The sequence below is a fragment of the Citrobacter sp. Cb023 genome (assembly GCF_030336805.1).
GTDB lineage: Bacteria > Pseudomonadota > Gammaproteobacteria > Enterobacterales > Enterobacteriaceae > Citrobacter > Citrobacter braakii.
The window spans coordinates 81,933-98,906 of the sequence record NZ_JAOWCV010000037.1 but is presented as its reverse complement, the minus strand read 5'-3'; the positions used below and the strand labels follow the sequence as shown (position 1 = coordinate 98,906).

9 protein-coding genes are annotated in these 16,974 nt (G+C 48.8%); 6 read left to right on the top strand and 3 right to left on the bottom strand.

The window, feature by feature from the left end; translation table 11 throughout:
• Positions 1-114: 114 nt before the first annotated feature.
• Entirely contained in the window at positions 115-7,053 is a 6,939-nt protein-coding gene (locus OGW44_RS13250; RefSeq protein ID WP_185654495.1) for an autotransporter outer membrane beta-barrel domain-containing protein, read from the bottom strand.
• 973 nt (positions 7,054-8,026) lie between these two features.
• Between OGW44_RS13250 and OGW44_RS13245 the strand changes: the two genes are divergently transcribed.
• The 5 genes from OGW44_RS13245 to OGW44_RS13225 all read left to right on the top strand — a co-directional run bounded on the left by OGW44_RS13245 (position 8,027) and on the right by OGW44_RS13225 (position 14,710).
• Positions 8,027-8,797 (top strand): winged helix-turn-helix domain-containing protein, encoded by a 771-nt coding sequence (locus OGW44_RS13245; protein WP_049271013.1) that lies wholly within the window; start codon positions 8,027-8,029, stop codon positions 8,795-8,797.
• On the top strand, positions 8,787-9,299 hold the full coding sequence (locus OGW44_RS13240; protein WP_185654494.1) for a FidL-like protein: 513 nt from the start codon (positions 8,787-8,789) through the stop codon (positions 9,297-9,299). The genes OGW44_RS13245 and OGW44_RS13240 overlap by 11 nt, the downstream gene beginning before the upstream one ends.
• A 263-nt stretch (positions 9,300-9,562) precedes the next feature.
• Positions 9,563-10,129, top strand: coding sequence for a Slp family lipoprotein (locus tag OGW44_RS13235; RefSeq protein WP_049271008.1), 567 nt, complete (start codon positions 9,563-9,565; stop codon positions 10,127-10,129).
• A 278-nt stretch (positions 10,130-10,407) separates the two neighbouring features.
• Complete coding sequence (locus OGW44_RS13230; RefSeq protein WP_185654493.1) at positions 10,408-11,565, top strand: efflux RND transporter periplasmic adaptor subunit; 1,158 nt, start codon at positions 10,408-10,410, stop codon at positions 11,563-11,565.
• 28 nt (positions 11,566-11,593) lie between these two features.
• Positions 11,594-14,710, top strand: a complete 3,117-nt coding sequence (locus OGW44_RS13225) for an efflux RND transporter permease subunit (RefSeq protein ID WP_185654492.1) — start codon at positions 11,594-11,596, stop codon at positions 14,708-14,710.
• A 361-nt stretch (positions 14,711-15,071) separates the two neighbouring features.
• Here OGW44_RS13225 and OGW44_RS13220 read toward each other — a convergent pair whose 3' ends face one another.
• Both OGW44_RS13220 and OGW44_RS13215 read right to left on the bottom strand, forming a co-directional pair.
• Positions 15,072-15,419: an HdeA/HdeB family chaperone gene (locus OGW44_RS13220; RefSeq protein ID WP_131346601.1), complete on the bottom strand. Its 348-nt coding sequence runs from the start codon at positions 15,417-15,419 to the stop codon at positions 15,072-15,074.
• Positions 15,419-16,015 carry a DUF308 domain-containing protein gene (locus OGW44_RS13215; RefSeq protein ID WP_047358942.1) on the bottom strand — a complete coding sequence of 199 codons (597 nt, stop codon included), beginning with the start codon at positions 16,013-16,015 and terminating at the stop codon, positions 15,419-15,421. The genes OGW44_RS13220 and OGW44_RS13215 overlap by 1 nt, the downstream gene beginning before the upstream one ends.
• 280 nt (positions 16,016-16,295) lie before the next feature.
• Between OGW44_RS13215 and OGW44_RS13210 the strand changes: the two genes are divergently transcribed.
• Positions 16,296-16,922, top strand: a complete 627-nt coding sequence (locus OGW44_RS13210) for a YfdX family protein (RefSeq protein ID WP_016154099.1) — start codon at positions 16,296-16,298, stop codon at positions 16,920-16,922.
• Positions 16,923-16,974 lie beyond the last annotated feature (52 nt).

The following is a 16,974-nucleotide window of genomic DNA, read 5'->3' as shown; positions in this document are numbered from 1 at the left end:
TTAACTCGTGTTGTTGAACAGAGCACCCCGAAGGACGCTTTTTGAGATTATTTCAGGAGGAAATGGCCAGACTGACATGCGCCAGTCTGGCTGAACTTGCCCGGTAGAATCAGCTTAGAAGTTCCATTTCACACCTACCATCGCAGCGCTGTCGTTATACCCTTTGTCGCCAGCCTGAACCCCGATATTGCCCCACAGATTAAGACGAGGACTTACCTGTCCCTCCACACCCACTTTTACCTCGGCAATATTTTTCGCTCCATCCTGGCGCACATTCACGCCATCCATGGTCGTACTGAAATCGCGTGAATTGTGCAGCCAGTTCAGCTCGGCAAACGGCTGGAATTCACGCTCTTTAGCGTTATCCATCTGGTGATGGCTCTTAATCCAGGTTTTCAGGCCCAGTCTGGTCTGCACATTACCATTACCGTTGCTGGTGATACGGGTACCGTTACTTTCACGATGGTCGTTCGCCTTCACTCCCATCCAGACTGCCTGCGCCTGAGGTTGTATGTACCATTCGTTCAGCGTTCCGTGACTGCCGGCAAACTCGCCCATTTTTTGGGCATACCCCATTTCCAGCGAAGCGGTAACCCCTTTCGATTTGTACGATTCGCCTTGCAGGTCATCGCCTTTAACATTGTTATCAAACCAGCTGTACTGAGCCCAGCTGTCCAGCCAGGCGCCGTTATGCGACGCATCATTGGCATACCACGTGGCATAAACGCCGGTGCTGTAGCCATTCACTGAGCCTTTTGAACGATAGCCCGTGCGTGAAGACTGGGTATTGCTGTGATCGTTACCGTAGCCCGCCATCACGCCAAGGTGCCAGCGATCAAGCCCATTCTGGCTCCATTGCGCAATGTCCCCCCCCAGTTGCAATACGTAACGGTTGCTCTGGGTTTTCAACTGGCCGCTACCGTCACGCCAGTTGTTGTGCCCACCGACGTGGCGCATCCACATGCTGGTGACTTTCTGCTCGCCGGTCAGGGCATCGATATACTGCGTTTCGCCCAGACGATCGTGCAAACGGGTGACGAACATGTTGTTGGCTGCCGCCAGGTTAGCCGTGTAGCTGCCGCCTTCCGGACGCAGATCTTTATCGGGATCTGGATCCGGGTTTGGCTGCGGATCGGGGTTGGTTTTACCGCTGGTCAGATACCAGTTGCCGCTGTTTTCATCCTGACCACGTCCAAGGCTGTAGTCATATGCCCCCGCCACAATACGGCCAGCCTGAATAAACTCACCGTCCGATACGCCATCAACATGGATAACTTCGATACCATCAATCGTTGCAGCACCTTTCCCACCGGCGTTAGTGACGCTGACAGAAGTAGTGCCACTGGTATCACCTTTCACCACCAGCTTATCCGTAACGGAATTGTCATCCCCCAGCGCAGTGTTTAAGGAAAGATGACCATCATTACCCGTGTAATTGCCATTGACCACCAGTTGATTACCGGCCTGCTGACCATTCACACCGGTTGCGAGGATACCGCTGTTAACCAGGTTTCCCTCTACAGTGAACAGGAGGTTGTCACCGGTCCCGGTACCCACCTGCAGCACACCGGCGTTATTCACATTACCTGCGACGCCCCCTACGCCCGAGAGCATCCCCGCCGTAGCAATGTTGACCTCGGTACTGGCAAGCGTGACTGGAGATGTGCCGTCACCCAGAACCAGGCCGCCCTGCTCAATATCCGTTTTCCCCGTCCAGGCGGCGTTATCACCGACAGTAATGGATCCGGCTCCCAGCTTGGTCACGTCGCCGCTACCATAAACGTCGTTATTAAGCTGCCAGGCGGTATTACTGTCCAGCACCAGTGAACCGCTATTGTGCACCTCTGCGCTGCCCAGATTTTCTGCTGTGAACGCGGTGAGCCGGGAATCCGCATCAATAGCAAATTGGCCCGTAAAGGCACTATTATTGCCCACCAGCGCGACATCACTTTCGGTAAGTTCAATCCGTCCGGCATCGCTGATGCTGTTGTAAAGCACACCTGCCGCCTTATTCATCGTCAGCGTTCCCGCCGCCACAATATCGCCCGTGCCGAGACCCAGCGTCGTGTTCATCAGCACGCGCGCACCTTCTGCAATGGTCGTTTTTGCCGTCAGCGTGCTGTTTTCACCGGTGATGGTCAGCGTATCGCCATTGATGTTTAGCGTGCCGCTTCCGGTCAATATTCCATCGGCTGTTCCGCCCTGCTCCAGGGTCAGGCTACCGCCATTGATGTTCAGCAGTGAGTCAGCCCCCGCCGTCAGCTTACCGACAGTCTGGCTATGACCATTCATGTCAAAACCGGTATCGGCGGCCAGACGTAGTTCACCGGTCTGTCCCAGTACATTATCGTTTTTCATCAGCAGGTTGCCGCTGCGCACATCGGTGATACCGGTGTAATCGTTATCCATATTCGATAGCGATACCGTCTGGCCTTTGGCGCTGTCAAACGCCAGATCGCCACTGCCAGTCACGCGAGCGCTCAGATCTGCAGCATTACCGGTTTTTCCGTTCGCATCCAGGACCAGTGCATTGTCTCCGGATGCGAGCAGTTCGACTTGTGTCAGACCATAGCTAATGTACAGTCCATCATCGTTATCCCCTCCGGTGAGGCGATAATCATAGGTTCCATTCGCAACAATCTCGCCATTTTGGCTGATACCGGCTTCAACCCCATCGCTGATGATATTGCCATTGCTATCGGTCAGCGTCAGATTGCCCGCACCGCCGGTGACGGAAGAATCAGACGTTGCCAGTTGAATCAGGGACTGCGCATCGTCCTGCTCAAGAAGTGATAGCGTGGTATCAGCCAGCGGACGATCGTTCGTAATCGTGCCGGTATCAACCTGCACGGTTCCGCGTCCGGAGAGATCCATCGCGCCAGCATGAATTGTTCCTTCGGAACTGCTCTGCCCCGGCGTCACCCCGTCAAAGCTGATGGTGCCGCCGTTAAACGCCAGGCCTCCGATATTTTGCTCACCGGACCCCACGTGGGTGACGTTCCCCTCGCCTACATTTAATGTTGCCTGGCTCAGCGCCTGAGTGTTTAATCCAGCCAGCTCAAAGGTGCTGTTCGTTAGCGCCAGCGTACCGTTGAATCCATCTGCCGCATTGTTGCTGGTAAAATCAAACGCATTACCGCTGGCATCAACGGCGACAGTTCCGGTTCCCGCCAGATGGCTATTAAAAGCCAGCACAGCGTCAGAATTCAGCGACAAGGTGCTGGTCGTATCAATGTTGTAACCCGTACCGGTCGCATCGTTTTGGTTATCACCCAACGCAAAATCAACATTATTAACGGTAAATACTGAACCAGCAGTGAGATCGATATGCTCCATGCCGGTAATAGCATCGGCGTGATTGAGGATGTACTGTGCGTTATTCAACTGAAGTGTATCCTCCCCATCACCACCATTGAGGCTGGTAAACAGCGAGGTTTCTGTCTCTTTGACATCTTTCAGTAGGTACAGATCGTTACCGCTGCCCGTCTTGATGTCGGTTGCGGTACTGCCAGACTCCAGCGTAACGGTGTTATCACCGCTCATCAGGTTAACCTGACCAACAATGCTGGCACCCGCCGCGTTAGTAAACGCGATGCCTGCCCCCGAGAGCATTTCTACCGCTTTTTGCGACGCATCCAGCGCTTTAATAACGCCTTTATTGATAAACGTTTCCAGGGAACCGTTATTAACATTCACCACCGCGTGGCTGGTCGATTTCGATGTCAACTCACCAGCCTGTTCAACATTTTTGGTCGAACCACCGACAATCAACGCTTCACCACCGTTAGCGTCGAGTACGTTAACGCTGACGCCCGTTTTCAGGTCGGTTGACGCATTGGTGACGATCCCTTTACCCGCAGCCTGCTCAACATTGATAACCAGATCGCGCGAGTCAGACATATCCAGCGTTTGATTCGTTTCGCTGCCGTCGATATTTTCAAACAGGATCCCCGTACCGCTCCCCGTTACATTAATCGTTCCGGAGTTGGTCTGCGCCAGGGATGCTCCGGTATGAATACCGATTCCATTCCCCACACTGATAGTTGTATCTTTTAGCTGGATACCCGCAATGTTGGCGACGTTTTCAATCGCGCTTCCTTTACCCGTACTGTCCATCGTGATGATGGCTCCATCGACCAGCAGACCTTTCGCACCGGCGGCCAACAAGATACCGTGCGCGTCCCCCGATGCTTTGGTTTCTCCCGAACCCGTCAAACTTAATGACGCATCATTGCCCACGAGATAGGCTGCGGTGCCATCCGTCGCGGTAACCGTCGCATTGTTGTTCACAACGGAATCAGCGCCTTCGATGCTGACCGCCACGCCATTAACCTTGATGTCGCCGTCGTTATTCAACGTACCACCGGAAACCAGCACGCCTGTGCTGCCCGCCTGGTCAAAGTCGATGCTGCCTTTATGGTTGAGCGTACCGCCGTTGCGGGCGATGTAGCCGAAAGCACCATCCGCCGTATTACTGGTATTCAGCGTGGCGTAACTGGTCAGGATTGAGTCACCTTTCTGATTCTCATCGACATTCCCGGACAAGTCATAATAATTACCGTCCACAATCCCGGCGGTGGTATCTTTACCGGAAAGTTTCACGATCACCGCGTCTTTGGTGATAACCCCATCCGCTCCGCCTTCAACCCGAATCCCGGTCGCGCCGTCACCCGTGATACTCAGCGATTGCGAGCCGGAATCAAAATGGCTCCCCGTCCCGGTCACCTGCAGAATAGTGCTGTCGGTGCCTGATGCCGTCATTGTCGTACCAGACGACCCGCTGCCATCAAAAGTCGCACCACCTTCTATGCGATATAATGTTGACCCTTCAGTCGAGACATCTTGCGTATTGGTAGAGGAGGCGTTTACTTTTGAACCTTCACCATAAATAAAATAGCCAATCTGGTTTTTGCCACTGGTAAATGAGACTTTGCCTGTATCGGTAATATCGATAACACCGCCGTCACGAACGTGCAGACCAATAGCGTTATCAGCAGCAAGATTCACACTCCCACTCATCGTGAGTTGAGACCCGGTCCCCTCGACCCAGGCACCAATATTTTTTAATGTATTATCCGTGGTACTACCATTGGTGATATTTATCGTGCCCGAATGAAGCGCCTGACTCCCTCCCTGCAGTTCAATACCGCTGGCGCTGTACCCATTGAGGTTAATCGTGCCGCTGTTTATCAGCCCTTTTGCACCGTTAATCCCCATCAGGCCAATATTTTGCGCTGAGCCGATGCCATTGATGTCAATGACGCCGTCCTGGGTAACGTTGATTGCACCAGGAGACGCACTGCCGTTTGCCTGAATGGCAACAGCATTCTCGACTTTTTCTCCGATCGTGATGTTCCCGGTGTTATTGATGGTTCCACTCTTCACAAACATACCAATGGCCGGAAGAGTGACCTGAACGTCACTGCTCGCCTCATCTTTTACCGCTTGTGCAGTGCGTCCGATGTAGAGCGTCCCGTTATTAGTAGCCACGGCATTACGTTGAACAAACACGCCGTAGGTATAGACACCATCGGAAGATTTCGCAGGCTCACCTCCGGTGGCAATATTCATTACTCCGTTATTAATAAAGGTCGCCGTGTCATTCATCAGCACGCCATAGGCGTTATAGATATCCTGATGCGAGGCAAGGTTGATGACGCCGTCGTTCTTTACCTTTGTCGTCCCGGTCGCGAGAATCCCGGTATGGGCGCCAACCCACGCATTTTTCACATCAAGACTGGTACCCGCATCAATAATTCCATTGTTATTTACGATGCTATCACGCGCTGAAACGACATAATCACCACCGGCTGCACCGGCGGCAACCCCCAGTGTGCCGTTGTTATTGAGGGTGGCTCCGTCGGTCAGCGTCACCACGGAGGTATCGCTAAAAACCGCCTGAATATTGGCATCAGCAGAAATATTGACGACAGAGCGCGCACCGGAAGCTTTAATAAAACTGTTCACATCACGATTCGCAGCCTGCAACACCGCATCGCCATCCGGGATATTGGTGTCGAAGTGAATGTTTTTCTGTTCCGTGGTATAGGCTTTATGAAGCTCAGCTTCGTAGTCCGTGGGCGAAAGTTGCCCAGCCTCTACGGCTTTCACCAGAGCATCATTGTAGTTTTTTAAATCATCAAGATTATTAACCGTATACTCGCCAAGCGCGCTGGAGAAGGTGCCGTTATAGGTTGCGGTATCAAAGTTATAATCTTTACCGGTATTTTTCGCGACATTACCAACGTTACCGCTTTGCACGATGGTTTTGGCGTTGTAATTCAGTACCGCGTCTTTAGTGTCACTGGCGCTGCTCTCAACGTTATAAACTCCAGAGACCTTGGTGACAGCATTGAAGATATTTGCCGAGTTCGATGCCCAGCCGCTTTCCGTTGAACCAACATTCACATCAAGCGTGCCGCCTGATGTCACTGTCGCCAGCTTCATATTCACATACTGCCCATCACCGACGCTGACCCCCAGATAAGTCGTCAGATCGCCAACGCTGGTAGAGGCAAAATTATCGCTGTCATACACCTGGACTGTACGCGAAGCCCCGGTGATGGGGTCAACGTATTGAATGCTGTGGGTACGACCACCTAAAGTCGTCTGCGTCAGATTTATATTTTCACTACCTGACGAAATATAACCATTATCCATTGCCTGCTGAATAGTCATCGTTTTAAAGCCCGATGCACCAGAGGCAATGCTGCCATATCCTTTAGTACCGGTGATAATATTCATGTTTTCACCGTCACCGACAACAAGTTGCCCTGCGCCATTAGCGTTAGTCGACGGTAAGTAATCAGGCAAGACGTAGTCAGCGGCAAAAGCATATATTGAATGCGTAGCCAGTACGGCACCTATTATACTTAGCGCAATTCTTGAAATATTAAATTTATGCGTTCCAGATTCAATGCGAGCAGAACTATTGGTTTCCACAGAAGCACCACAACGTTTTGCCAGTTCAGAAACAACAACCGCGCAAGAGTGCGAAACACTCCATACCACTTTAAAAATCTTGTTCATCATTACCATTCCGAATAATTCCACGAATACCCTTCCTGGGAAAAATTCGTGGTCACATAGCATTATGGGATGCTCATAATTACCCAGCGGTCAGATACCTCTTCTCTGGAGTTTTTTCCGCTGAAACATTGAGCGATCTGTACATGACGAATGGTATTACCGCATCAACAACCAATCTATTTATACTGATAAATTTGCAATTTATAGATGTTTTATCTAAAAAGACAAGTGATTATAGATTTAAGTATCGATATCATCACAGGAACACATAAGCAACTGTTAATGAATTGCATAAACAATGTAATATGACGACCTAATTTTCTACACAATAAACAAACATTTCAAATTAAATAAAACGCATATTAATTTATTTCATATCTCGTAAAAAAATTTATAATAACAGCTCTTAAACAACTAACAACTTATAAGATAAATCTTATTGCATGGGTTATATTGAAAAAATATAACCCATTTGAGTTACTTAAATTATAACTGCGAGAAACAGGGATTTCAGTCAGTCGAAAACACACCTCGCGATAAGCAAGTTCCGCGGCATCTGTACCGCCAGGGGTTGAATGTAATAAGTAAAAAATATCAAAGCCTTTCTAATTGTTGTTTAAGACGCTTGATACCATACTATTTTTAGATTATTTTACTTAAGTAACTTTTCGTTTACTCATTATAAAAATGCCACTTACTAAAGTTACTGACAATTTGTAAATCAACCAGAGACTCAGAACTACGCAGTCCTCAAACCGGCGAATGATTATAATGGTCTATCTGAAAATAGTAGCACTCTTATAATTTAATCAGAGTGAAGCAGGTATTTATACTTAAAATGAATAATTTCATAGTTTTTTATGCCAGAGGGGATATTTTACAATGCTCAAATGCCCCCCTCCTCCTGCCTCGGCCCTGTCACATCTCACGATACTGTAGTGAAGAAGAAATACCACTATGGTTTATAATTAAGTAATACTCTGTTAATGATGAAAAAATGAAATATCTAATTAACAATGAAGTTACATTTAGGACTGATGATGGCGTTTTGGCGAGTCTGAGTCCGTCGGACAACTCACTCACCCTGTCTATTACCGCAAACAGGATCTTCACCTATCTCCTCGAGCAGGAAGGGAAAGTAGTCTCGAGAGAAGAGATGTTTACGAATGTCTGGGACAAAAATGGTCTGCAAGCCTCAAACAACTCATTAAGCCAGTATATTTCTTTGATTCGTAAAGGATTACAGGAGCTCGGTTGTGAACACGAGATCATTCAAACCGTACCACGGGTCGGCTTTTTCATCGCTGAAGGATTGGTAACCACCATAGAGGAACCGCCTTTGGTTTCCGCGGTGTCCCTCACTCCCGCAAAAGCCACACCTTCCCTGTCAAAACGCGTAAAAATGATGCTGCTTGCAGCTGGGGGCGTCTCATTATTCATGCTTCTTTACCCAGTCAACACATTGTTTAACAGCACTCAAAACCACCTTCCCGTCGTGCAGTTGTATAAACTTGGCAATATCGATCTCTGTCCGGTCTATACCGTTTTTGAAAGCTCACGAGAAGTGGCAACTGCGAAACTTGAAAAAGCCAAAAAAATGGCTGATTTACACCTGAAGTGTCTGGCTGGCGCATTGTTTATTTTCCAGCCTGACGATCTGTACGTCTACGGCGAAAAAGGTCGCATATTTTTATCTCGCTGTACTTTCAATAATGCAGAAAAAACAAAGTTTGCTGGATGCAAGGACCTTTATATCCATGAATACTAAATATAAAACCAAGATATTACTTGCAGGAGCGGCCGTTCTGGTCGCTGTCAGCGCCTTGTTAAGCGCGACTGGAATCACCCTCATTCCAGTCAATCAGGGAATAAGCGTGCATTGCGTCTCCACACTTTCACTACCCGAACTGCCCGGGGGTGGGAAATACGATGGTAGCCTGATGATCCAGTTGCAAACAGATAACACTGGCGTCATTGATTTCTCAGGGATTATTACCACACCCCCACTGGCAGACAACCGCCCAGGACGTCGCCTTATCCTGCAACGCTCCGTCAGTTTTAATTATCGGATAAAAGATAAAGGCGTCGTTTTTCTGCAAGACGTGAAAATGAGTAAACACAGTCTGGATAACGTGTCGGATGAGATGTTTATCCATAATATCTATGACCCGTTCACACCCAGTAAGCGTGCGCAAATATATAAAATTAATAATGCCTACCTGTTAGGCAATACCTTTTCGCCAACGAACGTCTGCGTTAGTAAATCGTAGTAATAAGCCGTAATCCAGGATTGCCTACCCGCCTGGCTAAACCAGGGCACGGTAACGCATTGGACCTGACTCCACGTGTGGCGACAGTAAATCGCTTTCCCTGTCGCCACACACTTTCGCCCTATCCAGCGACCAGATAAAATACAGCCTGTTATTACCATAAGCTACAATAATATTAATTTTAGATAATCAACGGCACGTTTGCTGACAATAATGAGCAAAGGGTTACTATAGGCCTGTCTTTTTTTTAGCAGGAAAGTAAAATGAAAAAAACAAAAGGGTTGATAATTGTTGCCCTTGCTTTCACCCTGGCGTCATGTGCTTCAATTCCTGAGAATATCAAAGGTAATAATCAACCAGATATACAAAAAAACTTTATCTCCGTGCATAACCAACCGGGATTATATACCGGTCAGCAGGCCCGCTTTGGGGGTAAAGTCATCAATGTGATTAACACCAAAACGGATACATTACTGGAAATCGCCGTTCTGCCACTGAACAACTATGCTAAACCGCAAATAGACGCGAGCTATCAGGGGCGTATTCTTGCCCAGCAGAAAGGTTTTCTCGATCCGGTAAACTACAGAAACCATTTCGTTACTATTTTGGGGATAATACAAGGAGATGAACCAGGATTCATCAACAAAATCCCGTACAACTTTGTTAAAGTTGATTTACAGGGCATTCAGGTTTGGCATTTAACGGAGTCAGTCAACACCACCTATAATATGTGGGATTACGGCTATGGCGCGTTCTGGCCTGAACCCATGTGGGGCGCCCCCTATTACGCTAATACAGTAACTCAGGTAACTCCGGAGCTAGTGAAATAATCTCTGTAGTAAGATGGCGCGAATATATACCGGAGTCGGGTACTGACAAACGCCCAGCACATCACCCCGCGTTGACCTTATTGCGCCATCCTGCTTTATGAGATCCTTCGCTTAGCACGCATTCTTCCTGTTACATATAATTTTACCCGCTAACACTTGAGCGAAAAAATGGGCTTTAGCCATCTCATGCCTGAGCATCTTTTGTTATTTACCGATAACTCTCCCACCCTGCCTGTAATAAAAGAACATTGGTGTTTACGATTTATTCAGGGATTACTATGAACAGAAAATGCTTACTGTTGATACCATTATTTTTTAGTAGCGTCATCATCACCGCCTGCGATAATAAACCTGCAGTAAAAACCACCGCGATGGAGCCCGAGGTCGGCGTTGTTACCTTAGCGCCCTCTTCAGTGAATATTAAAAGTGAACTTCCAGGTCGCGCGGTTTCATTCGAGATCGCCGAAATCCGCCCTCAGGTTGGTGGGATCATCATAAAACGCAACTTTATTGAAGGTGATAAAGTCAGCAAAGGAGAGTCACTGTATCAAATAGATCCTGCCCCGCTGCAGGCACGACTGGATTCAGCCAAAGGCGCGCTGGCAAAGGCACTGGCGACGGCCAATAATGTGCGTCTGACATTAAATCGGCAGTCAGCGTTAATAAAATCCAATTACGTCAGCCGCCAAGACTACGACACGACACGCTCACAGCTTAATGAAGCAGAAGCCAATGTCGCCGTCGCCAAAGCGGATCTTGAGCAGGCCACCATCAACCTTCGTTACGCTAATGTCACCTCACCGATTGATGGCATCAGCGGTAAATCCTCCGTAACCGTGGGTGCCCTGGTCACCGCAAATCAGGAAAACGCGCTGGTCACCGTTCAGCGGCTGGATCCGATTTATGTTGATTTAACACAGTCAGTACAAGATTTCTTACTCCTGAAAGAAGAGAAAGCCAACGGCAAAATTGCCCAGCAACAAGGCAAAATTCCAGTTGAGCTGATGCTGGAAAACGGCAAACCCTATCGCCATACCGGTACGCTTGAGTTTTCCGATCCCGCCGTCGATGAGACCACCGGATCGGTGACTTTGCGCGCCGTGTTCCCCAATCCTGAAGGTGAAATTTTACCCGGCATGTATGTCACGGCGTTGCTGGACGAAGGCAGCCAGCAGAATGTTTTGATGGTCCCCCAACAGGGGATTACGCATAACGAACAAGGAAAAGCCACCGCGCTGATCCTTGACCAGCAAAACGTGGTGCAACTGCGCGAAATAAACGCCGTGAAGGCCGTTGGCAATCAATGGCTGGTGACCGCGGGATTACGCCCCGGCGATCGGGTCATTGTGTCCGGATTACAAAGAATTCGTCCGGGAATCAAAGCCCGGGTCCTCCCTTCAAAACTGACCACTCCTGACGCGGGAACTGAACAGTAATATTTCAGGTATTAAGGACACTTTCTTCATGGCCAACTTTTTTATTGAGCGCCCGGTTTTCGCCTGGGTGCTCGCCATTATCATGATGTTTACGGGCGGTATCGCGATAATGAACCTGCCGATCGCCCAATATCCACAAATCGCTCCCCCAACCATTACCATCAGCGCTGCCTACCCAGGGGCAGACGCAAAGACCGTTGAAGACTCCGTAACTCAGGTGATTGAACAGAATATGAATGGTCTTGATGGCCTGATGTATATGTCATCCACCAGCGATGCGGCAGGTAATGCGTCGATTATCCTGACCTTCAAAACGGGCACGTCACCCGATATTGCGCAGGTTCAGGTACAGAATAAACTGCAGCTGGCGATGCCTTCTTTACCGCAGGAAGTACAGCAGCAAGGGATCAGTGTTGATAAATCCAGCAGCAATATTTTGATGGTCGCCGGCTTTATCTCTGATAATAACAGCCTGAGCCAATATGATATTGCCGACTATGTGGCCTCGAACATCAAAGACCCAATAAGCCGCACTGCCGGGGTGGGGAGCGTACAGTTATTCGGTTCGCAATACGCCATGCGTATCTGGCTGGATCCGCAAAAGCTCGACAAGTATAACCTCACACCTCAGGACGTCATTACCCAGCTCAAAGTTCAGAACAACCAGATATCGGGCGGGCAGTTGGGAGGCATGCCTCAGTCAGCCGATCAGCAGCTAAATGCGTCGATAATCGTCCAGACGCGCCTGCAAACTACCGATGAATTTGGCAAGATCTTCCTTAAAGTTCAGCAAGATGGTTCCCAGGTTCTGCTGCGCGATGTCGCGCGAATTGAGCTGGGTGCGGAAAATTATGCAACGGTTGCACGCTACAATGGAAAACCCGCCGCCGGGATTGCAATTAAACTTGCCGCTGGCGCGAATGCCCTGGAAACATCCCAGGCAGTCAAACAGGAGCTGAACAGATTATCGGCCTGGTTTCCGGCCAGCATGAAAACCGTTTATCCCTATGACACCACTCCGTTTATCGAAATTTCGATTCAGGGGGTTTTTCATACTTTGATTGAGGCAATCATTCTGGTATTCCTCGTCATGTATCTGTTTTTGCAAAGTTTCCGCGCAACGCTTATTCCCACAATCGCCGTTCCGGTAGTGATCCTTGGCACCTTTGCGATACTCGACATCGCGGGTTTTTCGATTAATACGCTCACGATGTTTGGCATGGTGCTGGCGATAGGGTTGTTAGTCGATGATGCCATTGTGGTGGTTGAGAACGTAGAACGCATTATTGCCGAAGAACACTTGTCACCAAAAGCGGCGACCCACAAAGCGATGGGCCAGTTGCAGAGAGCGCTGGTCGGTATTGCCGTTGTGTTATCCGCCGTATTTATGCCGATGGCATTTATGAGCGGAGCAACCGGTGAAATTTTCCGTCAGTTTTCTATCACCTTAATCTCCTCCATGCTGCTGTCGGTGTTTGTGGCGATGAGCCTGACGCCAGCACTCTGCGCCATGCTGTTGAAATCCCACGAGGGAGAAAAAGCAAACACACATTTTCTGTTTACCCGTTTCAATCACTTTATGGAGAAATGTACTCAGCACTACACGGACAGCACCCGTAAACTGCTACGTTGCACAGACCGTTATATGGTCGTGTACTTAGTGATTGGCGCGGGCATGATTGTGCTGTTTCTACGTACCCCGACCTCCTTTTTGCCTGAAGAAGACCAGGGGGTATTCATGACCACCGCGCAATTGCCTTCGGGCTCAACGATGGTGAACACCAGCAAAGTGCTCGGGGAAATAACGGATTACTACCTGACGAAAGAACAGAAAAATGTCGCTTCGGTTTTCACCGTCGGCGGATTTGGTTTCAGCGGCCAGGGGCAAAACAACGGTCTGGCGTTTATCAGCCTGAAACCGTGGTCAGAACGCGTTGGTGAAGAAAACTCAGTTACCGCCATTATTCGACGGGCGATGATGGCCTTAAGCACCATCAATAATGCCGTCGTTTATCCGTTTAATTTACCCGCTGTTGCAGAACTGGGAACGGCTTCAGGTTTTGACATGGAGCTGCTGGATAACGGTAACCTTGGGCATGAAAAAATGATGCAGGCCCGAAACGAGCTTCTGGCGCTGGCCAACCAGTCGTCCGGTGAGGTCGACGGGGTGCGCCCGAATGGTCTGGAAGATACACCGATGTTCCGCATTCATGTCAACGCCACGAAGGCAGAAGCTATGGGCGTTGCATTATCGGATATTAATCAGACCATCTCCACGGCGTTCGGTAGTCGCTATGTCAATGATTTCCTGAATCAGGGACGCGTTAAAAAAGTGTATGTTCAGGCCGATACGCCGTTCCGTATGTTGCCGGATAATATTAATCACTGGTACGTACGTAATGCCTCCGGCGCTATGACGCCGCTTTCGGCCTACTCATCCACCGAGTGGACCTACGGTTCTCCCCGCCTTGAACGCTACAACGGTCAGCCTGCAATGGAAATTCTGGGCCAGCCGGTCGAAGGGAAAAGCAGCGGCGATGCGATGAAATTTATGGCATCGCTGATAAATAAGCTGCCCGCAGGCGTCGGCTATGCCTGGACCGGTCTGTCTTATCAGGAGGCGCTGTCCACAAACCAGGCACCAATGCTGTACGGCATTTCGCTGATCGTCGTGTTTCTGGCACTGGCGGCACTGTATGAAAGCTGGTCGATACCGTTCTCGGTAATGCTGGTTGTGCCAATCGGGGTGGTCGGCGCTTTGCTGGCGACCGACTTGCGCGGCCTGAGCAATGATGTTTACTTCCAGGTAGGCCTGCTCACCACCATGGGGCTCTCGGCTAAAAACGCCATTCTGATCGTCGAGTTCGCCGTCGAGATTATGCAAAAGGAAGGAAAAACGCCGCTTGAAGCCGCAGTAGAGGCCGCGCAAATGCGCTTACGCCCTATTTTGATGACGTCACTGGCCTTTATCTTAGGGGTTATCCCTCTGGCAATAAGCAACGGCGCGGGCTCTGGTGCGCAAAATGCCGTCGGTACGGGTGTTATTGGTGGGATGCTGGCCGCAACAGTGCTGGCGATCTACTTTGTTCCGCTGTTCTTTGTTCTCGTAGAAAACATGCTGGCGCGATTCAAAACACGGCGCTGATTCCCTGCCCTCGTACGTGATTATCCCTGGGATAAGTTTATTAAATCCCAGGGATTCTCAATGCTCTCTCAGAGAAAGGGTTCCGTTCACCTTAAGTTCTTCATTTCATTACAGCGACGATACTGTGACTACGTTAAGAGTGGCATTCTCCACCACACTTGAGTCCCTCTGCTCTGCGGGTAATCAATGCCCGGTGGTGCTTCGCTTATCAGGTCTACGGTTGTTAGCGGGCCCTGCTATCCAGCGAATTTCTCGTGGATAGCAGGGTAAACATTACGGGGATTTTTTCTTGTAGGATAACAACTAAGGTAGGTACAGAGGTTGTCAATTCTGACTCATGCCAGGCTATCAAAACGGGTAATCAATAGTTCAGACCGGAGCCCTTCAGATTGACGGCCAGCTCGCCCAATTTAGTATCAGGGTGTCGATGACACATTTTAATCATCTTCGGTACAGCGGCAGTTTCCACCTCGTGCAGGGGAACATAATCATCGCCTTTAAAATCCGAATTTTTATTAACAATCACAAAGGCAATTGCTGTCATGTATTGCCGACTCATATCAACGAATTCTTTACAGGTCATATCTTGTGGCGCCGCTTCCGTTGCCTGTGTAGCAAAAGCACGGCTCATCGGCGCCATAACAGAGGCCATAAGAATAGCTGTAGAGACAATCAATTTAATATTCACAATGCGCTCCAGAAGTAGCATTAATTTTTATCGGCGAGTTTTTCAGTTTGTACCAACGACGCATTTCTGCGCAGACTGATAAAAGCCAAAGAGCTAAAAATCATCTCAACGCCTATAAAGATGGAGGTAAACACATAAGAACGGTCGGGATCCATATTCAGCCATACGGCTGCAATAAGCAGGTCAAAAATACCGATAAAAATATTCCATCCATAGCCCGGACTGCGGAACATTTTGACGCCGGAAGCAACACGAAAAATCCCGCCAAGAATAAACAGGCAGCAAAAAACCATTGCCAATGAATTCATACCAATCACAGGATTTTCGAGGAAACAGTATCCCAGCAGCAACCATGCGATAGCAAAAAAGGCATAGGTAAATTTGGCTTTCAACTGCTTTTTACCCGAGGAAAACAGGCTGTAAATAGAATAGAAGCCGCACACCAGGAACATAAAACCTGTTGCATAGCTTAAGTAAACACCTGCAGCGATTGGATAGATTAAGCAGCAGATGCCGCAAACCAACAACAGCACGGCCATGATTGTGGCGTGTCTTTTATAATGAAATAGTGTTTTTTCATTAAATGCTTTCAGGCTACGCTGATTAAAAACAAACATACATCCTCCGTTACATAGAAACGCAATGTAACCTACTAATAAAAGAGTAATATTCACTTAATACATATCACTTACAATGGGATGATAAGACTTTCACTCCGAATTCGTATATAAGAATAAAGGAATGTCATTATCCGTTTAATCTTACAGGTGTCAGACGTCTGACACCTGTAAGATTAAACGCTCATTATTCTATCCTGGCTCTGATTCCACTCTTCGAAGTTATTTAATATGCTTATTTCGTTTGGTGAGATATACCAAATTTATTCAGGAGAAAGTAATGAAAAAGATTATTCTTGCAGGTCTGCTTGCAACCATGATGGGCTCAGCCCCGGTACTGGCAGCTACCACTACCACGCCGGCACAAACTGCTACCGCCAATGTACAAAAAGAAGCTGCCGATATTATGCAGGTCGCAGTACAAGGTGCAAACGCGATGCGTGATATTCAGCTTGCCCGTCTGGCCCTGTTTCATGGACAGCCTGACAGTGCTAAAAAATTAACCGATGACGCCGCTTCCCTGCTTGCGGGTGACAGCCACGACTGGGCGAAATTTGTAAAAGCTGCGCCTAAAGCCAAGATGATTGACGATCAGTACGTGATTATTAACGCTACGATTGCGCTGTCAGAAGACTATATTGCCACCCCAGCTAAAGAATCTGCTATCAATACAGCGAATGGCAAAATGGCTAAAGGCGACTGGAAAGGTGCTGTGGATACCTTGCAACTGGCGGGTATCAGCGTGCTTCAGACCCAATACCTGATGCCCCTGAATCAGACGCGTAAAGCCGTTGCCAGCGCTCAAAAACTGCTGTCTTCAGGTAAATACTATGAAGCAAACCTTGTGTTAAAGGGTGCTGAAGAAGGCATTGTGATCGATAGCGAGATGCTGGGCGCAGGCCAGTAATACTCAGCACTACGGAGTGTTGAACCAGGACTTTCTCTCCTGATCGGGTTGC